Consider the following 24460-nt stretch of genomic DNA (forward strand, 5'->3'; position numbering starts at 1 on the left):
CCTCTCACCCGCTCACCCCACGAGGGACCTGACCATGCCCACGAGCCACGCATCCGCCCGGCCACGACTGGCCGCGCTCGACGGGCTGCGCCTGCTCGCGGCGCTGGCGGTCCTCGCCTACCACTACACGGCGATCGACCAGGAGTTCTGGGGCCACGCCGCCACGCAGGAGTTCCCCCAGCTCAGCCTGCTCACCCGCTACGGGTACCTCGGGGTCGAGCTGTTCTTCGTCATCTCCGGCTTCGTCATCCTCATGACGGCCTACGGCCGCAGCCTCCCCGCCTTCGTCGCCTCCCGCATCTCGCGCCTGTACCCGGCCTACTGGGCGGCGGTCCTGCTCACGGTGGCGCTGCAGGCCTTCTGGGACGGAGGGCGCCGCGTCGACCCCGTCGAGGCGCTGGTCAACCTCACGATGCTGCAGGAGGCGTGGGGCGTCACCAACGTCCAGGGCGCCTTCTGGACGCTGTGGGTCGAGCTGAAGTTCTACCTGCTCATCGGCGTCCTCCTCGCCCTGGGCGAGGTGACCCGCCACCGGGCCCTCGCCTTCGCGCTGCTGTGGCCGGTCCTGGCGCAGCTCGCCCGGGCGACCGACACGGCTCTGCTGGAGTCCCTGCTCATCACCAGCTGGGCGCCCTACTTCGCCGGCGGGATGCTGCTCTACCTCCTCCACCGCGAGGGGCCGGACCTGCTGGTCGTGCTCGGGATCGGGCTGAACGTCGTCCTGGCGGTCCATCAGGCGACCCGGTATGCCGACACCGTCGCGCCCCGGCACAGCGACGCACCGGCCTCGGAGGCGGTCGTCGCAGTGCTGGTCGTCCTGCTGTTCGCCCTCGTCTACGCCTGCTCCACCGGCCCGCTGGCCCGGCTGGACTGGGCCTGGCTCACCGCGGCCGGCGCCCTCACCTACCCCCTCTACCTCGTGCACGGCCAGTTCGGGTTCTTCGTCATCGACACCCTCGGCGGCCGCATCGACAGCCACGTCGTCCTGGCGCTGGCGAGCTCGCTGTCGCTCCTGCTGGCCTGGGCCGTCCACCGACTCGTCGAGCGGCCGCTCCACGGGCCGATGCGGCGCGCCGTCCAGCGCTCACTGTCGGCGCGCTGAGCCCCCAGGGGGGCTCGACGCTCACCCCCGGACCGTGGCCGGCAGGTCCGGGTAGAGGGTGCGGAACAGGTGGAACCACCGGGCGGCGAAGGCCTCCTGGCCGAAGCGCTCGTCGACCCCGGCGCACCCCTGGCTGAGCCTGCGGGCCAGACCCGGGTCCTGCAGGACCTGCACGGTCCGGGCCGCCAGCCCGTCGATGTCGCCGTCCGGGACCAGGAACCCGTTGACCCCGTGGTCGACGATGTCGGCGGGGCCGTAGCGGATGTCGTAGCTGACGATCGGGCACGCCTGCCGCAGCGCCTCCACGAACACCATGGGCGCACCCTCGAAGAGGCTCGACTGCAGGCACAGGGTGGCCCGGCGGTACTCCCGCCCCGGCTGCTGGGTGAACCCCTCGAGGGTGACCGACCCACCCACCCCGAGCTCGTCGATGAGCTGCTGCAGCTCGGCCCGGCGGACGCCTTCCCCGTAGATCTCCAGGCGTGCGTCGGGCACCTGCTCCAGCACCTGGGCGAAGGCCCGGATGCCGTGGTCGGTGCGCTTCTGCCCGGCCAGCCGGCCCATCATGATGACCAACCGGGGGTCCCGCTCCACGTCGGTGTGCGTGGCCGTCCCGGGCGCGGCGTGCGGCATCACCCAGAAGGTGTCGCGGCGGCCGAGCAGCGCCTCGGCGTCGGCGCGCTGGCTGTCGGTGAGGAAGACCATCGCGTCCACGGCGTCGAGGTGCCGGAAGAGGCGGCGGAAGGACCCGCGCAGGTCGTCCGTCGCCCCGGTGGCCGTCCGCAGGTGGGAGTTGTGCGCCACGACGCACGTGCGCACATGGTCGCGGCGGTAGCCGAAGATGTCGCGGTCCACCTGCCGCGCCTCGACGGCGAGCACGGTCGGCCGACCCGCGGTGAGCGTGTCCAGGGCCCGGTGGACCACGGGGGCCAGTGACCCCTCGTGCGTCGACTCCACCTCGCCGGTCTCGTCGAAGAGGGTCACCGAGACCTCCCGGGACCGCCCCCCGGCGCTGGGTGGTGGGGCGAGGGTCAGCGCATACATCGGCGCGCCGCTGCGGCGGTGGAAGATGTGCTCCACGGGCGTGCTCACGTCCGGTATCCACCGCAGCGTGCGGCGCAGCCGGCCCGTGGCGTCGTACTCCTCGCGACGCACCCGACGACCGTCGGGGTCGTAGGAGTCCACGTGCTCCAGCACCCCGTCCCGGAAGCGGCGCACCTCCCGGCGGACGCCCCCGGAGCGGAGGACGAGGGCGCGGCCCCTGCAGACCCACCCGCGGGCCTCGAGGTCGGCAGGGCTCTCCCGCGTGGGCAGGGGCGGGTCGACCGGCTCGGTGCCGTCCGGATAGGCGTCCATGAGCCAGCGGATCTCCACCCCCTCGCCGAGCTGGCCCCGGCGGCGCATGCCCTCGACGGCGCGGGGCAGGGTGTGCGCGTGGTTGCGCACCAGGACGACCGAGCGGACGCCGCCCTGCTCGTAGAGGGTCCGGCACTTGGCCAGGATGGAGGCCGTGCGGCCCCCGAACTCCATCGGTATGCCCTCCACCAGGACGACGTGCAGGACGTCCGGTGGCGGCCGTAGCTCGGGGACGGGGTCGCGACGCCTCGCGGCAGGCTGTGGAGGGGGCTCCGAGGCCGTCGCGCGGTCGCCGGGCCGTAGCGAGCGCCGCAGCCGGTCGAGGACGCGGCGCGGCGTGGATCTCGGTGTTCCTGCCATCAACAGGCATACTCGCATGAGTCCATCACGAGGAGGTTACCGAGAGTGCGTGTCATCACCTACGGCACCTACGACCTGTTCCACGAGGGTCACCGGCGGCTCCTGGAGCGCGCCAAGGCGCTCGGCGACTACCTCATCGTCGGCGTGACGACGGAGAACTACGACGACGCCCGCGGCAAGCTGAACGTGCAGCAGAGTCTGATGACGCGGATCAAGAACGTCGAGGACAGCGGGCTCGCGGACAAGATCATCATCGAGGAGTACGAGGGCCAGAAGGTCCAGGACATCCAGAAGCACCAGGTCGACGTCTTCGCCATCGGCTCCGACTGGCTCGGCCGCTTCGACTACCTCAACGACTACTGCGACGTCGTCTACCTCGAGCGGACCAAGGGCGTGTCCAGCACGCAGCTGCGCAACGAGGCCGGGGTCATCAAGCTCGGGGTCGTGGGGGCCGGCCGGATCGCCCACCGCTTCGTGCAGGAGGCGCGCTTCGTCAGCGGGATCAGCGTCGAGGGCGTGCACAACCGCACGCACCGCGCGGCCGAGGCGTTCGCCGCCCAGCACGAGCTGAACCAGGCCTTCGAGGACTACGACGCCCTGCTCGAGGCGGTCGACGCGGTCTACGTCGCCACCCCGCACGACACGCACGCCGACTTCACCCGGCGCGCGCTCGACGCGGGCGTCCACGTGCTCTGCGAGAAGCCGATGACCCTGTCGCGGAGGGACACCGAGGAGCTCTTCGCCCGGGCGCGCGAGCGCGGGCTGGTGCTGGTCGAGGCGATCAAGACGGCCTTCGCGCCCGGCTTCCAGCGGATGGTCGCCCTGGCCCGCAGCGGGGCGATCGGCCAGGTCCGCTCGGTCGACGCCACCTTCACCAAGCTGGTCGACGAGGGTCGTGAGCTGGAGGCACCGGCCGGCGGCAGCATCTCCGAGCTCGCCAGCTACCCCCTCGTGGCGGTGATCAAGCTGCTGGGCACGGAGGTCACCGACGTCCGGACCACGTCGCTGCGCCCGGAGGGGTCGGCCGTCGAGGTCTACTCCAAGATGGACCTGACCTTCCGGCACGGGGAGGCCACCGCGCGGACGGGCCTGGGCGTCAAGGCCGAGGGCGACCTCGTGGTGGCGGGCAGCGCCGGGTACCTCTACGTCCCCGCACCGTGGTGGAAGACGGAGTACTTCGAGGCCCGCTTCGAGGACAGCCGGGAGAACAAGAAGTACTACTACAAGTTCGACGGTGACGGCCTGCGCTACGAGCTCGCGGAGTTCGCCTGGCTCATCCGCAACGAGACGGCCGAGTCCTACAAGCTGCGGGCCGCGGAGTCCGTGGCGATCGCCGACATCATCGAGCGGGGGCGGGCGGACGCCCGGGTGATCGCCTGATGACCTCCGCGCCGCCGCCGCAGCGCCCCTCCTCGGTGCCGGGCGGTGCGCGGGTGCGCTCCGCCGTCCGTGACGCACGCTTCCACCTCACCCGGCAGGCGCGACGGGTGCTGCGCCGTCGGCTCGTGGCCGCGCGCGGCTCGGACAACGCCGTGCTGCAGCGCGCCTACGTGCTGGGCCGGCAGACCGCCCGCCGCACCCTCAACACGGTCACCGACCGCCAGATCGGCTGGGTGGCCACCCTCTGGTCGGCGCGCTGGCTCGACGGCACGACCTACGAGATCACCGGGTGGGCCTACGAGCGTGGGTACGGCCACGAGCAGCACCCGCGCATCGAGGTCGAGCTGCGCCGGCGGGGCTCCTCGACGCCGGTCCGGGCCCAGGTGGAGCCGGTCACCGAGATGGAGATCAACGGCCTGGCCCGGCGCGCCGAGTTCGACTACGCCAACACCGCCTTCGTCGCCAGGTTCGACCTCGCACCCCTCCTGGCCGACACGGACCCCCACCCCTGGCGGGTGCACGTGCGGGTCACGGGAGCGGACGGCAGATCCTCCTCCGGCACGCTGAAGGCGCGTCACCGCGCGGGGTCGGCCCGGGTCCTGGGCGTCCGCACCTTCCCCGGCGGGGTCCAGCTCGTCCCGCGCTGGGTCCGCCGCCGCGGGCTGTCCGTCGAGCGCCACCTCCCGGTCGCGACGGCCGGCGAGGTGGCGGTCGAGGGCCGTGAGGTGCGGGCCCGGGTCGAGCTGCGCGGAGGCCGCGTCGCCCGGGCGGAGCTGGTGTCGCGGGATGCCCGTCGCCCCCTGACGCTCGAGCCGGTGGACGGCGCACCGGCCATCGTCACGGTCCGCGCGCAGGTACCCGAGACGTGGACCACGACGTGGCTGGAGAGCGACCTGCTGGGGTCGGACAGCGACGAGACCTCGACGCAGGGCGCCCAGGAGAACGGTGCGGACGGGGGCCTGGAGGAGGTCTCTGCGGAGCAGTCGGCCTCCACGGCCCCGGCGCCGCAGGGGGACGAGCACGAGGGCCAGCGTCGGGTCGCGCAGACGTACCGCCTGGTCGTCGTCGACGAGCAGGGCGTGGAGCACGTGGCGGCCACCCCGCTGGACCAGTCCGATCCCGTGCAGGACCCCCGCTCCGGGCTGCTGGCCTACTCCGGCGACGGTGGGAGCCTGCTCGTCGGGGAGACCGGCTCCCAGCTGGTGGTCACCGACGCGACCCTGGATCCCGGCCCCGGCCCCCGCCTGCAGTTCCACGGGACCTGGGGCGGGCCGGCGGACCAGCTGTCGCTCAGCCTGGTCGGTCGACGGCAGACGCTGGCCGCGCACCTGGATCTTCGGCCCGACGGCACCTGGTCGGCGTGGGCCGACCTCCGGCAGAGCCAGTGGGGCGGACCGGCGCAGCTGCCCCGCACGGGCAGCTACGTGCTGCGGGCCGTGGACCCCACCGGGCGGACGGTGCGGGTCATGACGGCACCGTCCCTGGTCGCTCGGACCCCCGAGAAGCTGGCCCTCACCGAGGCCCGCCTGCGCTGGGAGACCGGTCGCGGCCGGTCGTTGCGGCTACGGGTGGGGCTGACCCGCGGTCCCGAGGAGCTCGGCTCCTTCCACCAGCGGCGCATGGACGCGGCATACCTGCGCGGTCCCCACGAGCCGCAGCAGTCGGTCTACCTCGAGTCGTTCTACGGCCGGCTCGCCACCTGCAACCCGTTCGCGATCGACGCGGTGATCGCCCGGGAGCACCCGGACTGGGTGCGCTACTGGGGCGTCACCGACCTGTCGGTGCCCGTGCCCGAGGGCGCGGTCGCCGTGGTGGACGGCACGCAGGCGTGGTTCGACGCGCGGGCGAGGTCGCGCCACGTCGTCGTCAACGACTGGCTGCGCAGCCGCTTCGTCCCGCAGCCGTTCCAGACCGTCCTGCAGACCTGGCACGGCTCGATGTTCAAGCGCATCGGCCTCGACCGACCGACCGCGGGCGCCTCCACCCGCGCCGCGCTCCTGGTCGAGCGGGACAAGTGGGACGTCCTGCTCAGCCAGAACCACCACAGCACGCAGATCTTCCGCAGCGCCTACGCCTGGGAGGGCACCTTCTACGAGGAGGGCTACCCGCGCAACGACGCCCTGGTGGACGGGTCGGGCGAGCACGTCCGCGAGCGGCTCGGCATCCGCCCGGACCAGAAGGCGGTCCTCTACGCACCGACCTGGCGGGACAACGCCGCCGGGATGGTGCTCTTCCTCGACCTGGAGCGGCTCACCGCCCGACTCGGCGACGACTACGTCGTGCTGCTGCGCGGCCACTCCCGCACCGTCGGGCACGGTCGCAGCGTGGAGCTGCCCGGCGTCATCGACGTCACCACCTACCCCAGCATCACCGAGCTCTTCCTGGCGGCCGACGCGATGATCACCGACTACTCCTCCGTGATGTTCGACTTCTCGGTCACCCGCCGGCCGATGATCTTCTACGTCCCCGACCTCGACGAGTACCGCGACGACGTGCGCGGGGTCTACTTCGACCTGGCCGAGCAGGCCCCCGGCCCGGTGGTGAGCACCCAGGAGGCGGTGGTCGACGCGATCCGGGCGATGGGCGACACCGACCGCTACGCCCGGCGCTACGACGACTGGGTCGAGCGGTTCAACCACCTCGACGACGGGCACAGTGCCGAGCGGGTCGTGCGTCGTCTCTTCGCCGAGGGCTGACGGCCCGCCTCAGAGCAGCGCCGCGAGCGCCCCCACGAGCGAGCGGGGACGTCGGGCCGGTCGCCGGACCGTGCTGCGGCCACCGGCCCGCGCCGCACACCGGTCGGGACGCGGCTGTGCGGCCGGGCGCCAGGCGAGGTCGTCCACCGCCGCGGCGACCGCCTCCTCGCCCGCCGTCTCGGGCAGGACGGCCTCCGTGAGCCCCGGCTGCGGCAGCGGCGTCCCCCCGGCGACCAGCAGGAGGCAGGGCAGTGACCGCTGGGCGCACCACGCACGGTCCTCCTCCTGCGCGGGCCAGCGGACGACCCGCACGGGAACCCACCCAGTGGTCATGACCGTTCCTTCCGTCTCGACGTGCCGACACGGTCAGTCTGCCCCGGCCGAGAAGGCCCCGGGCGCCAGATCGGCCCGGATCGGCAAGGGTTCACGGCACGTTCACGCACCCGTCCCCGGCCGGTCGCGCGGGCGTCCCCGCACACGCCGACGGGCCGCCCCCGGAGGGAGCGGCCCGTCGTGCGGAGCGGGGTGGGGTCAGCCGTCGCTGCCGGGCGTGGTGCCGAGGTCGCCCATGTCCATGACCTGGTCGGCGGGGGGAGCCTCGATCTCCTGCGGCTCGCCCCAGTTGTCCATCATCATCTCCGCGGTCATCCCCTCGAGCTCGAAGCTCAGCTGCCGCATGAGGTTGTCGTCGTCCAGCCAGACGTCGTAGGTCACCGGCTCGTCGCCCACGGCCTGGGTCATCGCCGCCGCGTCCTCGCCACCGGCCTCGGCGATCGCCTGCGGGTCGACGGTGACCTGGTAGTGGCCCATCTCGGTGCCGTCGACATCCTCGTCTCCCAGGAAGACGACCTGCTCGGCACCTTCCTCCCACGCCTCCCACTGGGTGGAGACGTCGATGTCCTCCATCGCCGCGGCCTGGCCGAGGACGTCCTCGCCGGCCTGCATGTACATCCCCTCCGGGGTGACCCCGGGCATGGCGAGGTAGAGCTGGCCGTCGGTGGTGATCATCTCCAGCTCCCCCATCTCCGGCATCGTCATCATCATCTGCATGGCGGCCTCGTCACCGCTGAGGTCCACCGCGCCGTCCGCCTGGATGCTCTGACCGTCCGCCTGCATGTCCATGGTGAGCGTGTAGCTCGACAGGGTCTCCTCGCCCGGCTCCTGCAGCATCGCCAGGAACTCCTCGACCGGGATCTCCTCGCCCTCGGCGGCCTCGCCACCGGAGTCCTCCTCCTCGGACGCCTCCGTGGTCTCCTCGGCGGCGTCGCCCTCGGTCCCCTCCTCGTCGGCCGGCGTGCTCTCGCCCTGCTCGGTCGCGGCCTCGGTCGGGTCCGCGCCCTCCTCGGAGCCCCCGCTGCACCCGGTGAGCCCGAGGCCCAGGATCCCTGCGCTGACGACCGCGCCGAGGCGCATCCTCGTGGTGCTCATGTGTCCATGCCCTTCCCTGGGGTGCCGGCCCGACGGCCGCCGTGGTGGAACCATCGTGGCACAACGCACCTGTCGGTTCTGCCCAGCCTGCGGTGCTGTGGTCGAATGGGACGTCTGACACCTTCCCTCCAGCAGAACGCAGGAACCACCACGTGACCGGCAACGCCACCTTCCGGCACCGCGACACCGCCGTGCTGTCCGTCACCGCTGTCGACGCCCCGGTCGTCAAGACCTCGGCCGAGTTCGACGAGGTGATCGGTGACTCCTACACCCGCAACGGGCTGCGCCCGGGCATGCTGGCCAAGCTCGCCGGCATCTCCGAACGACGGTGGTGGCGCGAGGATCAGACCTTCGTCGACGGCGCCGTGCAGGCCGCCCAGGACGCGCTCGCCGAGGCGGGGGTCGACGCCGGTCGGGTCGGGCTGCTCATCAACACCTCGGTCAGCCGGGAGCACCTCGAGCCCTCGATCGCGGTGTCGATCCACCAGGCGCTCGGGCTCCCGACGGCCTGCCTGAACTTCGACCTCACCAACGCCTGCCTCGGCTTCGTCAACGGTATGCAGCTCGCTGCCACGATGATCGACGCCGGCCAGATCGACTACGCCCTCGTCGTGTGCGGCGAGGGCTCGCGCACCCCGCAGGAGCGCACCCTGGAGCGGCTCTCCGGGGAGGACGCCACGGCGCAGGACATCGTCAGCCAGTTCGCCACCCTCACGCTGGGCTCGGGCGCGGCCGCGATGCTGCTCGGCCGGGCCAGCGAGCATCCCGAGGGTCACCGCGTGGTCGGCGGCGTGACCCGGGCGGCCACCGAGCACCACGAGCTGTGCATCGGGGACTTCACCGAGATGCGGACCGACGCCCAGGGGCTGCTCGTCGCCGGTATGGGGTTGGCCAAGCAGCTGTGGGCGGATGCCGCGCACGATTTCGACTGGAGCGACATGGACCGTTACATCGTCCACCAGGTCTCCCAGGTGCACACGAGCAAGACGGCGGAGTCGCTGGGGCTGGACCAGTCGCGCATCCCGCTGACCTTCCCGACCTACGGCAACGTCGGCCCGGCCGCGGTGGCGATCACCCTCGCGAAGGAGACCGGGACGCTGGAGCGCGGCGACCGCGTCCTGATGATGGGCATCGGCTCCGGGCTCAACATGACCTGTCTCGAGCTCGACTGGTGAGCTGAGCGACACCGCTGTGCCCACCCCTGCCCCCACCCCCCGCCAGTCCGTCCACGACTCTGCGCGCCGGTCGGCGCACGAGGAGGTGGGACTGCCGCCGAGCACCTTCCCCGGCCTGGACCGCGGATGGTCCCGGGTGGTCCTCGCGGCCGACGCCGGCGGGCTGACCCGTCGCTGGCACCTGCTCGACAACGGCCCTGCGCTGGAGGCGGCCGGCGTCCCGGTGCGCGGCACCGTGCTCGCGGTGCACGGCAACCCCACCTGGGCCTACCTCTGGCGCCGTGTGCTGGAGCAGGCGCCACCCGGGTGGCGGGTGGTGGCGGTCGACCAGCTCGGGATGGGCTGGTCCGAGCGCCCGGGACGACCGCGGACGCTGGCCCAGCGGGTGGACGACCTCGCGGGCCTCACCGACGCCCTCGGGCTCGAGGGGCCCGTCGTCGCCCTCGCGCACGACTGGGGCGGCCCGGTCGCCCTGGGCTGGGCGCTGGCGCACCCCGAGCTGGTGGCGGGGGTGGTCCTCACCAACACCGCCGTCCACCAGCCGGTCGAGCACGCCGCGCCGTCGGTCATCCGGCTCGCCCGGGCCCCCGTGCTGCTCGCGCAGGTGTGCCGGACCACGCCGGCCTTCGTGCGGGCGACCACCGCTCTCTCCCGGCCCTCGCTGCCCCGCGGGGTCCGCGACGCCTTCGCCGCGCCCTACGCGAGCGCGCACCGCAGGGACGCCGTCGCGGACTTCGTCCGCGACATCCCCTTCGAGGACGACCACCCGAGCCGGGCCACCCTCGACCAGATCGCCGACGGCGTCCGCGGGCTGGACGTGCCCGCGCTGCTCGTCTGGGGCCCCCGGGACCCGGTGTTCTCCCAGCGCTACCTGGAGGACCTGCTGGGCCGTCTCCCGCACGCCGACGTCCACGTCTGCCCCACCGCCTCCCACCTCGTGCTCGAGGACAGCCCCGAGGCGGTCGGGGTCGTCTGGGAGTGGGTGCAGCAGCACGTCTCGGGTGAACCGGCCGGGCCGGAGGGGCAGGGCGACCGCGCGTCGGCGGTGGAGCGCCGTCACCACGTGGCGACCGTGCCGGTGGCCGTGGACGTCAGCCGCCCGGACGAGACGGCGGTGGTGGAGCTCGGGGGTGCCCGGCCGCGGCGGGTGAGCTTCGGCGAGCTGGGCGGCCGGGTGGAGGCCCTCGCCCGCGGCCTCGCCGCCCGCGGCGTGCGGCCGGGTGACCGGGTGGCCGTGCTCGTCCCGCCCGGCATCGACCTGACCACGGTCGTGTATGCGGTGTGGCGCCTCGGCGCCGTCGTCGTCATCGCCGACGCCGGTCTCGGTCTCGGCCGGCTGGGTGCGGCACTGCGGGGAGCCGGCCCCCGGCACGTCATCGGGATCGCCCCGGCCCTGGCGCTCGCCGCGCTGACCCGGGTGCCCGGCCGGCGGATCCGGGTGGACCGCTCCGGGTCGACGCTGGCCGACCTGGCCGCCGAGGGGCTCGGCCACGACGCCCCGCTTCCGGAGGGCCTGGACGAGGACGCCGACGGAGCGGTGCTGTTCACCTCCGGCGCCACCGGACCGCCCAAGGGCGTGGTCTACACCCGGCGCGGCCTCGGCGCCCAGGTGGCGCTGCTGCGCGACACCTTCGGCTTCGGGCCCGGCGAGCGCTTCGTGGCCGCCTTCGCCCCCTTCGCGCTCTACGGCCCGGCGCTGGGCCTGACCAGCGCCGTGCCGGACATGGACGTGACGGCCCCGCACACCCTCACCGCCGACGGGCTCGCTCAGGCCGTCGAGGCGGTCGGGGCGACCATGGTCTTCGCCGCGCCCGCGGCGCTGCGCAACGTCGTCGCGACCGCCGGCTCGCTCACCACCCATCAGCACGAGGTGCTCGCCGGACCGCGGCTGGTGCTCTCCGCGGGCGCCCCGGTGCCGGCCTCCCTGCTGCACGAGGTGCGCGCCGTCCTCACCGGGGCACAGACGCAGACGCCCTACGGCATGACCGAGGCGCTGCCGGTGGCGACCCACGACCCGACCTCCCCGGGCGAGGGCTCGGGCCAGGGATCGGGCTCCGGCGGCGAGCAGCCCGGGGCCGGGGTCTGCGTCGGACACCCGGTGCCGGGCGTGGAGGTCGGCATCGCGGCCCTGGACCCCCTGGGGGTGCCGGCCGAGGACCTGCAGACCTCCCCCGGGGTGGTCGGGGAGATCGTGGTGCGGGGCCCGCACGTGAAGGACCGCTACGACCGACGCTGGGGCACGCAGCGGCGCAGCGCCCGCCCCGTGGGCTGGCACCGGACCGGTGACGTGGGGCGGCTGGACGACCAGGGTCGGCTCTGGGTGGAGGGCCGGCTGGCGCACGTCGTCCCGACCGCCGACGGGCCGGTGACCCCCTACCCCGTCGAGGACCGGGTGCGGGGGCTGGAGGGGATCACCGACGTGGCGGTGGTGGGGGTCGGTCCGGTCGGGACCCAGCTCGTCGTCCTCGTGCTCGTGCCCACCCGGAGGGCCGGTGCCCTGGCACGCACCACCGGTGCCCCCCGAGGGGCTCACGCCCTGGCGGGACCGGACCTGGCTGCCCGGGCGCGCGCCGCGGCCGGGGTGCCGGTGGCGGCCGTGCTCGTCCGGGACTGGCTGCCGGTGGACGTCCGACATGCGAGCAAGGTGGACCGCACCGCGCTGGCGCACTGGGCCGAGGCCGTCCTGCACGGCTCCCGACAGCGGCGCCGCGGCGGGGCGCCCCGCACGAGGAGCCGCTGATGGCGGGCCGGGTGCTCGTCACCGGGGCGAGCGGCATGCTGGGCGGCGCCGTGGCCGACCTGCTGGCCGAACACGGCTGGGACGTGACGGTCATGCAGCGCCGACCGGCTGGTGGGCGACACCGCGAGCTGCTCGGGGACATCCGTGACGCCGACGCCGTGCGCCGGGCGGTGACCGGCCAGGACGCCGTGGTGCACCTGGCCGCGAAGGTCGACGTCGTCGGTCCTTGGCGCGACTTCGTGGACATCAACGTGCGCGGCACCCGCCGCGTGATCGAGGCCCTGCGGGCCCAGGGCGGCGGTCGGCTGGTGCAGGTGAGCTCGCCCTCGGTGGCCCACACCGGCCGATCCCTCGCCGGGGCCGGGGCCGGGCCGGCCACGCCGATGCGGGCGCGCGGTCACTACGCCCGCACCAAGGCCGCCGCCGAGCTGTTCGCGCTGGAGGCCGACTCCGCGGAGCTCAGGACCACGGCGGTCCGCCCGCACCTCGTGTGGGGACCCGGCGACACCCAGCTCGTCGGGCGCATCGCCGAGCGCGCGCGCCAGGGGCGGCTCGCGCTGGTCGGCGCCGGCACGGCGCTGGTGGACACCACCTACGTCGACAACGCCGCCACCGCGCTGGTCGCCGCCCTGGAGCGCATCGAGGTCGCCCACGGCCAGGCCCTCGTGGTGACCAACGGCGAGCCGCGGCCCATCGGCGAGCTGGTCGGCGACATCTGCCGGGCGGTGGGAGCCCCCGCCCCGCGCCTGCACCTGCCCGTCCCCCTCGCCTGGGGGCTCGGCGCCGCTGTCGAAGGGGCGACGGCGCTGTCCGAGCGGGTCCCCGGCGTGCCGACCATCACCCAGCCGCCGATGACCCGCTTCCTCGCCGAGCAGCTGTCGACCGCGCACTGGTTCGACCAGCGGCATACCCGCGAGGTCCTCGACTGGCGGCCGGCCGTGACCATCGACGAGGGCCTCACCCGCCTCTGAGCTGCGCGCGACTGCAGCGGTCATGTCGCCTCAGCGGCAGTTCTCACGGCACAACCGGTGCACTCGCGCAGCTCCGCGAGCGGCACGGCCCCGACCTCTCCCCCGGCGGCGCCGCAGCGCTCACCTAGACTCACGGCATACCGCTCACGTCAAGGAGGACACCATGGCCGAGGCCGTCATCGTCGCCGCCGCCCGCACCCCCATCGGCCGCGCGTTCAAGGGGTCGCTGACCACCGTGCGGCCGGACGACCTGGCCGTGGGGGTGATCCGCGCGGCCCTGGAGCAGGTGCCCGGGCTCGACCCGACGACGGTGGACGACCTCTACCTCGGGTGCGCCGAGCCCTGGGGGGAGCACGGCTTCAACATGGCCCGGGTGGTGAGCGTGCTGCTCGGGCTCGACACGGTGCCCGGCGCCACGGTGAACCGCTTCTGCGCCAGCTCGGTGCAGACCACCCGCCAGGCGATGCACGCCATCAAGGCGGGTGAGGGCGACGTCTTCATCAGCGCCGGAGTCGAGTGCGTGTCGCGGTATGCCGACTTCTCCGGCGCGGGGGGCGGCAAGGAGTCCTGGCGCAACCCGGTGTTCGCCGACGCGGTCGCGCGCACCGAGGCGATGGCCGCGTCCAACGAGACCTGGACCGACCCGCGCGAGGACGGCCGGCTGCCGGACGCCTACATCGCCATGGGCCAGACCGCCGAGAACGTCGCCACCTCCCTGGGGATCTCCCGGGAGCGGCAGGACGAGTGGGGGGTCCGCAGCCAGAACCGCGCCGAGCAGGCCATCGTGGACGGCGTCTTCGCCCGCGAGATCGCCCCGGTCACCCTGGCCGACGGCACCGTCGTCAGCACCGACGACGGGCCGCGCCCCGGGGTGACCCTGGAGAAGGTCAGCCAGCTGCAGCCCGTCTTCCGCGAGGGCGGCACCGTCACCGCGGGCAACTGCTGCCCGCTCAACGACGGGGCAGCGGCGCTGGTCGTCATGAGCGACACCCGCGCCGCCGAGCTCGGGCTGATCCCCCTGGCCCGCGTGGTCTCCACCGGGGTGTCGGCTCTCTCCCCCGAGATCATGGGGCTCGGCCCGGTCGAGGCCTCCCGGCAGGCGCTGGCGCGCGCGGGCATGAGCATCTCCGACATGGACCTCTACGAGATCAACGAGGCCTTCGCGGTCCAGGTGCTGGGCTCGGCCGACGCCCTCGGCATGGACGAGGACCGGCTCAACGTCCACGGCGGCGCGATCGCCCTCGGCCACCCCTTCGGCTCGACCGGTGCCCGCATCTCCACCACCCTCATCAACGCCCTGCAGACCCGGGACGGCCAGTTCGGCCTGGAGACCATGTGCGTCGGCGGGGGCCAGGGCATGGCGATGGTCGTCGAGCGGCTCTCCTGACGGCCTGGACGCCCCCTCCTCGGGCCCTCGTCGCGGCCTGAGCAGAGAAAGGCACCCCAGGCAGCGGCTGCACCCCCCGAGTCGAGCACCTTTCTCTGCTCAGGCGGAGGTATGCCGAGGGCTGGCTGGGCATCGCGGGCCCGCACGTCTCGCGATCGACCGGTAGCCTGACGCCGATCTGTCCGTCCCACCCACCCGAGGTGAACCCCATGGCTGCTGGTCTGGCTGCCCTGCTCGACGACATCGCGGCAATCGCCCGCATCGCCGCCGCGTCCGTCGACGACATCGGCGCGGCCGCGGGCCGCGCGGGGGCCAAGGCCGCCGGCGTCATCGTCGACGACGCCGCCGTGACCCCGCGCTACGTGACCGGGGTGGACCCGAGCCGCGAGCTGCCGATGATCAAGACCATCGCCATCGGGTCGATCCGCAACAAGCTGCTCTTCATCGTCCCCGCGGTGCTGCTGCTGAGCATCTTCGTGCCGTGGCTGCTCACCCCGATCCTCATGCTGGGCGGCTGCTACCTGTCCTACGAGGGCGCCCACAAGGTGCTGGAGTGGCTCGGCGTGGGGCACGACTCCGCCCACGACGAGCCCGCGGTCGAGCAGGGCCCGGAGGCGGAGAAGAAGGTCACCAGCGGGGCGATCCGGACCGACTTCATCCTCTCGGCGGAGATCATGGTCATCGCGCTCAACGAGGTGACCGACGAGCCGGTGCTCAACCGGGCCATCATCCTCCTCGTCGTGGCCCTCGCCATCACCGCGCTGATCTACGGCTCGGTCGCTCTCATCGTCAAGATGGACGACATCGGGCTGAGCCTCGCGCAGCGCGAGTCCGAGGGCTCGCAGAGGTTCGGGCGTGGCCTGGTCAAGGCGATGCCCATCGTGCTGAAGACCCTGTCCATCGTCGGCGTCGTCGCCATGCTCTGGGTGGGCGGGCACATCCTGCTCGTCGGCATCGACGAGCTCGGCTTCCACCCGATCTACGAGTTCGTGCACCACGCCGAGGAGGTCGTCGGCGGGCTCGTCCCCGCCGTCCAGGGCGCCCTGGCGTGGCTCACCAACACGTTCTTCTCGGCCATCCTCGGGCTCGTCGTGGGCCTGGCCATCGTCGGCGTCGTCGCCCTGCTGCCCATCGGCAAGAAGCACGACGACCACGCCGAGGCCCACTGAGCGCTCGGTCGGGACGACCCCTCAGGGCAGGCCGCGGCGCAGGATGGTGAGCCTTCCGGCGAGGTCGGCCTCGGGCAGGTCCGCCTGACGCCAGTCGTAGACCATGACCCGCAGCTGGTCCACGACCACCCCCGGGCCGAGGTCGGGCACCGTCGCCCGCCGCTGCCCCGTCCGGTCGGCCACCGCGTCCGCGAGCTCCTGCACGACCCCCCGCACCCCGGGGTATGCCGTGAGCGCCCGGTCCAGCGGCAGCTGCTGCCAGCGCCGGCCGAGGCGATCGACCTCGGTGTCGACCGTCCGGACAGCGGACGGCCCGCCGGCAGACGAGCTGCCGGCGGGCCGCGTGCCGCTCATGTCGTGCAGGGTGCTCAGTCGCTGCTCTGCAGGATCGCGAAGAGCCGCAGGAACTCGATGTAGAGCCACACGAGGCTCGCGACGAGGCCGTGGCCGAGCAGCCAGGAGTACTTCTCCGGGGCACCACCGCTCACCGCGCGGTCGATCGAGTCGAAGTCGACGGCGAGGCTGTAGGAGGCGAGCCCCACACCGAGCAGCGAGACGAGGATGCCGAGCGGGCCGCCATAGATGCCCCAGCCGTCGCCGAAGCCCAGGAAGGAGGCGCCGAGGTTGACGAGCAGGAAGACCATGTAGCCCATCGCGACCATGCCGAAGATGCGCCGCGACTTGCTCGTCACCTTGATGAAGCCGGCCTTCCAGCCGATGAACATGCCGACGAAGGTCGCCATGGTCGCCACGACGGCGGTCGTCACCACGCCCTCATAGAGCGCGTTGAAGGTGACGCTGACCGCACCGAGGAAGAGACCCTGCAGGAGCGCGTGGGTCACGATGAGGCCGACGTTGACCTTCTTGCTGAAGGCGATGGCGAAGCTCAGGCCGAGCGAGCCGAACATGCCGAGCAGCCAGATCGGCATCGCCACCTCGGGCCGGGGCCCGACGAAGATCCACGTCGCCGCGGCGACCGCGACCACGATGCCGAAGAGCATGAGCGACTTGACGACGACGTCGTCCAGCGTGAGCCGGCCGGTCTGCGCCGGGCCGGCGGGCGGCTGGTCGTAGAGGTCGCGCAGCTGCTGGTCGGACATGCTCTCGCTGGGGCCGGGCTGGTAGCCGGCGGGGAACGTGGGCTGACCCTGGGGCGGGGCGTAGCCCTGCTGGGCGTATCCGCCCTGCTGCTGGCTGCCGAAACCGGCATACCCGCCCTGGGCGGCCTCCTTGTCGATGCGGTTGAAGACCGGGTTGACGGCCATGGATCCTCCAAGTTGGTCGGCACCAGGGCCGTGCGACCCCGGTGTCTGGTGTCACCAGGATAAACGTGCGAGGCCACCGGGGGATTCCGGTCGACAGGGCGAGCCTGGTGCGGGTCGATGGGGCGGGCTATCCTGACCTGCGCCCCACGACGAGGAGACGCATGCCACACCGCACCGGCCCGGCCGCTCTCACCGGCGCCCTGACCCTGGCCCTCAGCGCCGGCCTCATCGCCGCACCGGCACCGGCCGCGCCCCCCGCGCAGGTCGCCGCCACCCCGCTGGCCGCCCACCAGGTCAGCGACGCGGCCTACCCGCGTCAGGAGCCGCTGCCCGAGCCCCCGGTGGACGAGGCGGACGCCGCTCTCAAGCCGGGGCTGACGGCATACCACGACATCGCGCGACGACTCAACGCCGCGATGGGGCGCTCGGACCGGGTCTCCGCGGAGGTCCTCACCGACACCCCGGGGGGTCGGCAGGTCTACCTCGTCACCCTGACCGCCAAGGAGAACGCCAACCAGGCCCGGCGCCAGGCGGCCTACCGCGACCTCATCACCGAGGACCCGGCGGCGGCCGCGCAGGACCGGCGGCTGGCGCAGCAGTACAAGACGCCGATCTTCGTCAACGCCAACATCCACGGCAACGAGTTCGAGGGCACCGACGCCGCGCTGAGGCTCGTGGAGGACTACGCGACCAGCAACGACGCCGCGGTCAAGCAGCTGCTCAAACGCTCCCGCATCCACCTCGTCATCTCGATGAACCCGGACGGACGGCACGACAACACCCGTCGCAACACGGCCGGTTTCGACCTCAACCGCGACTTCGTCACCGCGACCCAGCCCGAGACCGTCGCCGTCCGCGACGCCCTGCTCCACACCCAGCCGCTGCTCATGCTGGACCTGCACGGCTACGTCAACGGCACCCTCGTCGAGCCCACCACGCCGCCGCACGGGGAGAACTACGAGTACGACCTCTTCATCAAGCACGCCTACCCCAACGGGCTGGGCATGGAGGAGGCCATCAACGGGCTCGGCTACGACGAGAGCGACGGCGTGCGTCCGGTCCAGGTGCCGCTGCGCGACTGGGACGAGGGCTGGGACGACTGGCCGCCGATCTTCACCCCGCAGTACGCCGCGCTGCACGGCGCCGTCGCGCACACCATCGAGATCCCGCTGCGGGTCAACAACGCGTCCTACGACCTGCCGGCCGAGGAGCTGCGACGCCGCTCCGCGATCAACACCGACATCGCCCACGCGGCGATCTCCGGGACGCTGGAGTATGCCGCGGCGCACCGCGAGGAGCTCCTCGCCGACCACATCGAGATCTTCCGGCGCGGCGAGGCTGGGGAGCCGCAGACGCCGGTCGAGGAGGGTCTCTTCGACGGCGTGATCGGGCCCGAGGACGTCTACACCACCTCCTACCCACGGGCCTACGTCATCCCGGTGGGTGAGGGGCAGCGCTCCGCCCCCGCCGCGGCCCGGCTCGTGGACTTCCTCGTCGCCAACGACGTCGAGGTGACCCGGCTCGAGCAGGAGCGGCTCCTCGCCGGACGGTCCTACCCCGCCGGCAGCTACGTCGTGGACCTGCACCAGGCCAAGCGCGGCATGGCCAACACCATCCTCGGCCGCGGCACCGACATCTCGGACCGGGTCGACGCGATGTACGACATCTCCGGCTGGAGCCACGCCCTGCTGTGGGGTGCCGACGTCGACACCGTGCCCGACGGCGACCCGCTGCGCATCGACGGTGAGCTGGTCGAGGGGGCCGACCCCACCGGGTCGCTCGCCGACAGCTCAGCGGGGTGGCTGCTGCCGATGCAGGACCCGGCGGACGTGCAGGCCGCCAGCCTGCTGCTGGAGCAAGGCGTGCCGGTCGAGCTGCTGGCCGACGGGTCGCTGCTGGTCCCGGCCGACTACCCCTGGGCGGCGAGCAACGCCGTCGAGACCTTCGGCGTCGAGCTCGGCGCCGCTCCCGCCGGGGCGTCCGGGGGCCTGCTGGAGTCCTCCGACCGCGTCGTCGGGGTCTCCGGGAGCGCCGAGGAGCGCTGGGCCCTCACCGAGATGGGCCTGACCGTCCGCGAGGTCAGCAGCGCCGCACTCAACGACGGGCTCGACCTGTCCGACCTGGACGCGCTCTACGTCTCCACCGGTCTCGACTGGGCCGACCTGTCCGACGACGCGCGCGTCGAGGTGCAGGACTTCCTCGCCGACGGTGGCGGCATCGTGGGACGGGGCGTGGCCGGTGCCCGCCTCAACGACGCCGTGCAGCTCGTGGAGGCCACCGCCGTGCGCGGCCGCAGCGACGCCAACGGGGTCGTCGGCGTCGACAACGACGCGGACAGCCCGGTCGCGGCGGCGGCCACCCCGGAGACCTTCGTCTACTCCCCCGTGTGGTTCACCGACCTCGGCGACGACGTCCGCGTCGACCAGCGCCTCGGCGAGGAGCCCCTGGTCAGCGGGCACTGGCGGGCCACGTCGGCGGGCGAGGGCGGCCCGGAGGACGCCGCCGGGCAGGCGGTCGTCGTCAGCACCGAGGCGGACGGCTCGCGCGGGGTGCTCTTCGGCACCGAGCCGCTCTTCCGGGCCCACCCGAAGGGGCAGTTCGCCCTCGTGGCCCGGGCGCTGCTCTGGGTGGGGTCGGACGCCGGGTAGGCCCCGGCCCTGCCCCCGTAGCCCAATCGGCAGAGGCAGCCCACTTAAAATGGGTTCAGTGCGGGTTCGAGTCCCGCCGGGGGCACCCAGGCCGGCCTGAGGCGTCTCATGCCGGGCCCGGACCGGCCCTCGACCGCCCGCCGTCGGCCCAGGCGTTCACGTGCACGGATGAGCCGGTGCGGCCCGGCGTGTCGTCGGCCCAGGCGTTCACGTGCACGGGTGAGCCGCCGGGCAGGATGGGGGTATGCCGCAGCGCCCCTCCCCGGACCCCGTCCCCTCGGCCGCCGGCGACCCGCACCCGCTCACCGGGGAGGTGTTCCCCTCCCCCGTGCCGCCCGGGTCGGGGTGGCCGCAGGACCCGGCGCCGCCCGGCACACGGGCGGCGCGCAGCGAGGGCGGGGTGCGCAGACAGGCGGCCGGGTCCCCCGACCTCGCCACCCTCGACGCGCGCGTCAGCGTCTGCTCGGCCTGCCCGCGGCTGGTGCGCTGGCGCGAGGAGGTCGCGAGCACCCGGCGGGCCGCCTACGCCGACCAGCCGTACTGGGGGCGGCCGGCCCCCGGCTACGGCGACCCCGCCCCCGAGATCCTCGTGGTCGGTCTCGCTCCCGCCGCCCACGGGGCCAACCGGACCGGGCGCATCTTCACCGGCGACCGCTCCGGCGACTGGATCTACGCCGCTCTCCACCGCGCCGGCTACGCCTCCCAGGCGTCCTCCACGCACGCCGGGGACGGCCTGACCCTGCGGTCGGTGCGCATCACCGCAGCCGTCCACTGCGCGCCCCCCGGGAACGCCCCGACGGCGGCTGAACGGCATACCTGCGGGGGGTGGCTGGAGCGTGAGCTGGCCCTCGTGGAGCCGACGATCCGCTCGGTGCTCGCGCTCGGCGGCATCGGCTGGGACGCCTTCCTGGCCGGGGCGCGGTCCGCCAGCTGGCAGGTGCCCCGGCCTCGGCCCCGCTTCGGCCACGGGGCGGAGGCGAGCCTGCGGAGCCCGACGGGGCGGCCGGTGCGGCTCCTGGGCAGCTACCACGTCAGCCAGCAGAACACCTTCACCGGCCGGCTCACCGAGGCGATGCTGGACGAGGTCATCGCGCGGCTGTGAGCCGGACGCCGCTCAGGCCTGGGACAGGGCGATCCCGTCGAGGATGTCGGACTCCGAGGCCCGCACGGTCCGCAGTCCCGAGTCGTGCGCCACCCGTTGGACGACGGTGCGCCACACCAGGGCGCCGGCGCCGATGACGTCGACGCGGCCCTCGTGCATGAACGGCATCTCCCGGCGGCGCGAGCGTGGGCTGAGCAGCAGGTCGGTGCAGGCGTCGACCACGGTGTCGACGTCCAGCTCGGCACCGTGGATGCGGTCCCGCTGGTAGGCCGGCAGCCCCAGCGCGTGCGCGGTCACCGTGGTGACCGAGCCGGCGAGGCCGACGAGGGTGCCGACGCCGGAGAGGTCCACGGACCCGGCCACGTCGTCGACGGCGCGGACGATGTCGGACAGCGCCGCCCACACCTGGTCCTCGCCCGGCGGGTCGTCGTGCAGGTGGCGCTCGGTCAGCCGGACGCACCCGATGTCCACCGAGCGCGACGCCGCCACCGCGGTGCCCGTCCCGTCCCCCAGCACGAGCTCCGTCGAGCCCCCGCCGATGTCGACGACCAGGTAGGGGCCCGGGGCCGCGGCATCGCGCAGCGGGCCGGTCGCGCCCGCGAAGGACAGCGCCGCCTCCTCCTGACCGCTCACCACCTCCGGGGTGACGCCGAACGCCCCGAAGGCGTCCTGGACCCCGCCGACGAAGTCGGCGGCGTTGGACGCGTCGCGGGACGCCGAGGTGGCCACGAAGCGGACCCGCTCGCAGCCGAGGTCCCGGCACTGCTCGGCATACCCCTGCGCCGCGGCCAGGGTGCGTGCCATGGCCGCCTCGCCGATCGCCCCGGTCGCGTCGATGCCCTCGCCCAGCCGGACGATCTGCATCTGCCGGGTGACCTCGGTCAGGGCCGGGGCGGCGCCGTCACCGGGCTCGAGGTCGGCCACGAGCAGCCGGATCGAGTTGGTGCCGCAGTCGACGGCACCCACGCGCGTCATGCCGCGGACCCGCCTGCCCGCCCCGCCTCGGGGTCCTCGTCCGCACCCTCGCCCCGGGGGTCGGCGTCGGTCCGGGGCTCGGGCAGCGGGTGGTGCTTGGGGCAGGAGTCGCAGCGCTCGTCGTCGACGGCGGAGACCCCCGAGCAGCAGCCGCCCTCCCACCAGTCCGGGAGGGCCGCGACGGCCTCGTCCCCCAACGGGTTGACCCCCGGCCCCGCGGCCAGGCTGTGCGCGACGAGGACGTGGAGGCACTTGACCCGGTTGGGCATGCCGCCGGCGCTGATGCCGGCGATCTCCGGGACGTGCGCCAGCTCCTCGCGGCGACGCAGGTAGTCGTCGTGCGCCTGGGCATACTCCCAGCGCAGCCCCTCGTCCTCGGCGAGCCGCTTCGACATCGACTTCATGAGCCCCTCGCTCTCCAGCGTCGAGATCGCGCCGGTGAGCTTGGGGCAGGTGGCGTAGAAGCTGGTGGGGAAGGGGGTGCCGTCCGGCAGGCGCGGCTCGGTGCGGATCACCGTGGGGCAGCCGCACGGGCAGCGGTGCACGATGGCGACGACCCCGCGCGGCTCACGGCCGAGCTGACGGGTGATGACCTCGAGATCCTCCTCGGTGGGAGTCTCGTCGAGCGTGGTGCGGTCGAGTTCGCTCATGTCCTTCTCTGCGGGCCGTGCTCCTACGGCTCCGTGGTCTCGGGGAGCCCCTCGTTCGCGATCGTGACCGACTCCCAGACCTGGGCGTACCACGGGCTGTCGGCCATCACGTCATCGCTCACCGGGGCCATTCCTGGCAGCGCCTCAGTGTAGTCGCTCCCGGTGTCGTCGATGACGGTGAAGGCCGTCTCGCCCTCCTTGACGAAGCGCAGCCGCTCGCGGGCCTGCTGCTCCACGTAGTCCGGGTCCTCCCAGCGGGCCAGCTCGCGCTCGAGCGCGGCGATCTCCTCCTGCTCCGTGGCGATCTCCTGGTGCAGCGCACCGATGTCGGCCCGCTGCCGGAGGAACCCGGACAGCGCGGGGGCCAGGACGAGGGCCATGGCGACGAGCAGGACCCCCAGCGTGATCAACCGGCGCACGTGCACCGGCGCCTGCCGCTGGGTCGCCGTCGCCGCCGGGCGCGACCGTCCGCCGGGCCGACGGGCCGGGGTCCGACGGGTCGGGCCGGTGGGGCGGCTGCCGGCGCGCGAGGTGCGCCGGTCGCGCGGGCCACGGGCCGTGCTCATCGGGGCTCCTCGAACGTCGGGTGGGGTGGCTGGGACGGGTGAGGCCAGGGTATGCCGTCCGCCCGACCGGTCGACGGACGCCGCGCCGCGATGCAGGCACCCCCGGCGGCCCGTCCCGGAGGGGACGCGGCGCCGTCGCGGTGGCCGGCACCGGCGCGGTCGCCGGGAGTCCCGGCGACCGCCTCGGCGACTCAGCCGCGGAAGCGCGGGAAGGCGCCGACGCCGGCATACACCGCCGCGTCGTCGAGCTCCTCCTCGATGCGCAGCAGCTGGTTGTACTTCGCGACGCGCTCGGAGCGGGCCGGCGCGCCGGTCTTGATCTGGCCGCAGTTGGTGGCCACTGCCAGGTCGGCGATGGTGACGTCCTCGGTCTCGCCGGAGCGGTGGCTCATCATGCAGCGGAAGCCGTTGCTCTGCGCCAGGGCGACAGCGTCCAGCGTCTCGGTGAGCGAGCCGATCTGGTTGACCTTGACCAGCAGCGCGTTGGCCGCGCGCTCGGTGATGCCGCGCTGCAGCCGCTCGGGGTTGGTGACGAAGAGGTCGTCGCCGACCAGCTGGACCTGGTCGCCCAGCTGCGCGGTCATCTGCGCCCAGCCCTCCCAGTCGTCCTCGTCGAGGGGGTCCTCGATGGAGACCAGGGGGTAGGCGTCGACCAGCTCGGCGTAGTACTTCACCATGTCGGCGGCCTTGCGCTTCTTGCCCTCGAAGGTGTACTTCCCCTTCTCGAAGAACTCGCTGGCGGCGACGTCCAGGGCCAGGGCGATGTCGGAGCCGGGCGTGTAGCCGGCGGCGGTGATGGCCTCGACGATGAGGTCCAGCGCGGCCCGGTTGGAGGCGAGGTCGGGCGCGAAGCCGCCCTCGTCGCCGAGACCGGTCGACAGCCCGCGCTTCTTGAGCACGGCCTTGAGCGCGTGGTAGACCTCGGTGCCCCAGCGCAGCGCCTCGCGGAAGCTGGGAGCCCCGACCGGGGCGATCATGAACTCCTGGATGTCGACGTTGGAGTCGGCGTGCGAACCGCCGTTGAGGATGTTCATCATCGGCACCGGGAGGACGTGCGCGTTGGGGCCTCCGACGTAGCGGAACAGCGGCAGCCCGGCGGAGTCCGCGGCGGCCTTGGCCACGGCCAGCGAGACGCCGAGGATGGCGTTGGCCCCGATCTCCGCCTTGTTGGCCGTGCCGTCGGCGGCCAGCATCTCGTTGTCGACCAGGCGCTGCTCGGAGGCGTCGAAGCCCAGCAGGCGCGGCTCGAGGTCGTCCATCACGGCGGCGACGGCATTCTCGACGCCCTTGCCGAGGTAGCGGGTCTCATCGCCGTCGCGGCGCTCGACGGCCTCGAAGGCGCCGGTGGAGGCGCCGGAGGGGACGGCGGCGCGGGCGACGGTGCCGTCGTCCAGGCCGACCTCCACCTCGACGGTGGGGTTGCCTCGGGAGTCGAGGATCTCGCGGGCGATGATGGCGTCGATGGCAGCCATGTGCGCTCCTTTCGGTAG

At 73.5% G+C, this 24460-nt stretch carries 19 protein-coding genes and 1 tRNA gene; 11 read left to right on the forward strand and 9 right to left on the reverse strand.

What is annotated here, in order from left to right:
* Positions 1-34: 34 nt before the first annotated feature.
* Complete coding sequence (locus tag Q0795_RS09655; RefSeq protein WP_298889191.1) at positions 35-1102, forward strand: acyltransferase; 1068 nt, start codon at positions 35-37, stop codon at positions 1100-1102.
* A 21-nt stretch (positions 1103-1123) separates the two neighbouring features.
* On the opposite strand, the gene Q0795_RS09660 is transcribed toward Q0795_RS09655, so the two are convergent.
* Positions 1124-2818, reverse strand: a complete 1695-nt coding sequence (locus Q0795_RS09660; protein ID WP_298889193.1) for a glycosyltransferase — start codon at positions 2816-2818, stop codon at positions 1124-1126.
* Positions 2819-2863: 45 nt separating this feature from the next.
* On the opposite strand from Q0795_RS09660, the gene Q0795_RS09665 reads away from it, so the two are divergent.
* Both Q0795_RS09665 and Q0795_RS09670 read left to right on the forward strand, forming a co-directional pair.
* On the forward strand, positions 2864-4198 hold the full coding sequence (locus Q0795_RS09665; RefSeq protein WP_298889195.1) for a Gfo/Idh/MocA family oxidoreductase: 1335 nt from the start codon (positions 2864-2866) through the stop codon (positions 4196-4198).
* Positions 4198-6894 carry a CDP-glycerol glycerophosphotransferase family protein gene (locus Q0795_RS09670; protein ID WP_298889197.1) on the forward strand — a complete coding sequence of 899 codons (2697 nt, stop codon included), beginning with the start codon at positions 4198-4200 and terminating at the stop codon, positions 6892-6894. The genes Q0795_RS09665 and Q0795_RS09670 overlap by 1 nt, the downstream gene beginning before the upstream one ends.
* 9 nt (positions 6895-6903) lie before the next feature.
* Here Q0795_RS09670 and Q0795_RS09675 read toward each other — a convergent pair whose 3' ends face one another.
* Both Q0795_RS09675 and Q0795_RS09680 read right to left on the reverse strand, forming a co-directional pair.
* Positions 6904-7227, reverse strand: coding sequence for a hypothetical protein (locus Q0795_RS09675; RefSeq protein WP_298889199.1), 324 nt, complete (start codon positions 7225-7227; stop codon positions 6904-6906).
* Positions 7228-7425: 198 nt separating this feature from the next.
* Positions 7426-8322 (reverse strand): hypothetical protein, encoded by an 897-nt coding sequence (locus tag Q0795_RS09680; protein ID WP_298889201.1) that lies wholly within the window; start codon positions 8320-8322, stop codon positions 7426-7428.
* Positions 8323-8474: 152 nt separating this feature from the next.
* Between Q0795_RS09680 and Q0795_RS09685 the strand changes: the two genes are divergently transcribed.
* From Q0795_RS09685 to Q0795_RS09705, 5 genes are all read left to right on the forward strand, one after another.
* Positions 8475-9497: a 3-oxoacyl-ACP synthase III gene (locus Q0795_RS09685; RefSeq protein ID WP_298889202.1), complete on the forward strand. Its 1023-nt coding sequence runs from the start codon at positions 8475-8477 to the stop codon at positions 9495-9497.
* 16 nt (positions 9498-9513) lie between these two features.
* A complete protein-coding gene (locus Q0795_RS09690) occupies positions 9514-12237 on the forward strand; it encodes an alpha/beta fold hydrolase (RefSeq protein WP_298889203.1) in 2724 nt (907 codons plus the stop codon).
* On the forward strand, positions 12237-13208 hold the full coding sequence (locus Q0795_RS09695) for an NAD(P)-dependent oxidoreductase (protein ID WP_298889205.1): 972 nt from the start codon (positions 12237-12239) through the stop codon (positions 13206-13208). Before Q0795_RS09690 ends, Q0795_RS09695 begins: the two co-directional genes overlap by 1 nt.
* A gap of 163 nt (positions 13209-13371) precedes the next feature.
* Entirely contained in the window at positions 13372-14595 is a 1224-nt protein-coding gene (locus Q0795_RS09700; protein ID WP_298889207.1) for an acetyl-CoA C-acetyltransferase, read from the forward strand.
* Positions 14596-14804: 209 nt separating this feature from the next.
* The gene (locus Q0795_RS09705; RefSeq protein WP_298889209.1) at positions 14805-15764 is read left to right on the forward strand and encodes a DUF808 domain-containing protein; all 960 of its coding nucleotides are present in this window, start codon (positions 14805-14807) and stop codon (positions 15762-15764) included.
* 21 nt (positions 15765-15785) lie between these two features.
* Here Q0795_RS09705 and Q0795_RS09710 read toward each other — a convergent pair whose 3' ends face one another.
* The gene (locus tag Q0795_RS09710; RefSeq protein WP_298889210.1) at positions 15786-16118 is read right to left on the reverse strand and encodes a hypothetical protein; all 333 of its coding nucleotides are present in this window, start codon (positions 16116-16118) and stop codon (positions 15786-15788) included.
* A 14-nt stretch (positions 16119-16132) separates the two neighbouring features.
* Positions 16133-17029, reverse strand: coding sequence for a Bax inhibitor-1/YccA family protein (locus tag Q0795_RS09715; RefSeq protein WP_298889212.1), 897 nt, complete (start codon positions 17027-17029; stop codon positions 16133-16135).
* A 161-nt stretch (positions 17030-17190) separates the two neighbouring features.
* On the opposite strand from Q0795_RS09715, the gene Q0795_RS09720 reads away from it, so the two are divergent.
* From Q0795_RS09720 to Q0795_RS09730, 3 genes are all read left to right on the forward strand, one after another.
* Entirely contained in the window at positions 17191-19677 is a 2487-nt protein-coding gene (locus Q0795_RS09720; protein ID WP_298889214.1) for a M14 family zinc carboxypeptidase, read from the forward strand.
* 11 nt (positions 19678-19688) lie between these two features.
* Positions 19689-19762: transfer RNA gene (locus Q0795_RS09725), tRNA-Leu, on the forward strand.
* 159 nt (positions 19763-19921) lie between these two features.
* Positions 19922-20779: a uracil-DNA glycosylase gene (locus tag Q0795_RS09730; protein WP_298889216.1), complete on the forward strand. Its 858-nt coding sequence runs from the start codon at positions 19922-19924 to the stop codon at positions 20777-20779.
* A gap of 12 nt (positions 20780-20791) precedes the next feature.
* Here the strand turns inward: Q0795_RS09730 and Q0795_RS09735 are convergent, their stop codons facing one another.
* The 4 genes from Q0795_RS09735 to eno form a co-directional block, all read right to left on the reverse strand.
* Complete coding sequence (locus Q0795_RS09735; RefSeq protein ID WP_298889218.1) at positions 20792-21754, reverse strand: exopolyphosphatase; 963 nt, start codon at positions 21752-21754, stop codon at positions 20792-20794.
* Positions 21751-22404: a DUF501 domain-containing protein gene (locus Q0795_RS09740; RefSeq protein WP_298889219.1), complete on the reverse strand. Its 654-nt coding sequence runs from the start codon at positions 22402-22404 to the stop codon at positions 21751-21753. The genes Q0795_RS09735 and Q0795_RS09740 overlap by 4 nt, the downstream gene beginning before the upstream one ends.
* Before the next feature lie 23 nt (positions 22405-22427).
* Positions 22428-22970 (reverse strand): septum formation initiator family protein, encoded by a 543-nt coding sequence (locus tag Q0795_RS09745; RefSeq protein ID WP_298889221.1) that lies wholly within the window; start codon positions 22968-22970, stop codon positions 22428-22430.
* A gap of 191 nt (positions 22971-23161) precedes the next feature.
* Positions 23162-24442: a phosphopyruvate hydratase gene (gene eno / locus Q0795_RS09750; protein ID WP_298889223.1), complete on the reverse strand. Its 1281-nt coding sequence runs from the start codon at positions 24440-24442 to the stop codon at positions 23162-23164.
* Positions 24443-24460 lie beyond the last annotated feature (18 nt).

The sequence above is a fragment of the uncultured Serinicoccus sp. genome (assembly GCF_947487915.1).
GTDB lineage: Bacteria > Actinomycetota > Actinomycetes > Actinomycetales > Dermatophilaceae > Ornithinicoccus.

Bases quoted from the DNA above. Each gene is read 5' to 3' on its own strand.
- Q0795_RS09655 (WP_298889191.1), top strand. From the start codon at position 35: ATGCCCACGAGCCACGCATCCGCCCGGCCACGACTGGCCGCGCTCGAC.
- Q0795_RS09660 (WP_298889193.1), bottom strand. From the start codon at position 2,818: ATGGCAGGAACACCGAGATCCACGCCGCGCCGCGTCCTCGACCGGCTG.
- Q0795_RS09670 (WP_298889197.1), top strand. From the start codon at position 4,198: ATGACCTCCGCGCCGCCGCCGCAGCGCCCCTCCTCGGTGCCGGGCGGT.
- Q0795_RS09675 (WP_298889199.1), bottom strand. From the start codon at position 7,227: ATGACCACTGGGTGGGTTCCCGTGCGGGTCGTCCGCTGGCCCGCGCAG.
- Q0795_RS09680 (WP_298889201.1), bottom strand. From the start codon at position 8,322: ATGAGCACCACGAGGATGCGCCTCGGCGCGGTCGTCAGCGCAGGGATC.
- Q0795_RS09695 (WP_298889205.1), top strand. From the start codon at position 12,237: ATGGCGGGCCGGGTGCTCGTCACCGGGGCGAGCGGCATGCTGGGCGGC.
- Q0795_RS09700 (WP_298889207.1), top strand. From the start codon at position 13,372: ATGGCCGAGGCCGTCATCGTCGCCGCCGCCCGCACCCCCATCGGCCGC.
- Q0795_RS09705 (WP_298889209.1), top strand. From the start codon at position 14,805: ATGGCTGCTGGTCTGGCTGCCCTGCTCGACGACATCGCGGCAATCGCC.
- Q0795_RS09710 (WP_298889210.1), bottom strand. From the start codon at position 16,118: ATGAGCGGCACGCGGCCCGCCGGCAGCTCGTCTGCCGGCGGGCCGTCC.
- Q0795_RS09715 (WP_298889212.1), bottom strand. From the start codon at position 17,029: ATGGCCGTCAACCCGGTCTTCAACCGCATCGACAAGGAGGCCGCCCAG.
- Q0795_RS09720 (WP_298889214.1), top strand. From the start codon at position 17,191: ATGCCACACCGCACCGGCCCGGCCGCTCTCACCGGCGCCCTGACCCTG.
- Q0795_RS09730 (WP_298889216.1), top strand. From the start codon at position 19,922: ATGCCGCAGCGCCCCTCCCCGGACCCCGTCCCCTCGGCCGCCGGCGAC.
- Q0795_RS09735 (WP_298889218.1), bottom strand. From the start codon at position 21,754: ATGACGCGCGTGGGTGCCGTCGACTGCGGCACCAACTCGATCCGGCTG.
- Q0795_RS09740 (WP_298889219.1), bottom strand. From the start codon at position 22,404: ATGAGCGAACTCGACCGCACCACGCTCGACGAGACTCCCACCGAGGAG.
- Q0795_RS09745 (WP_298889221.1), bottom strand. From the start codon at position 22,970: ATGAGCACGGCCCGTGGCCCGCGCGACCGGCGCACCTCGCGCGCCGGC.
- eno (WP_298889223.1), bottom strand. From the start codon at position 24,442: ATGGCTGCCATCGACGCCATCATCGCCCGCGAGATCCTCGACTCCCGA.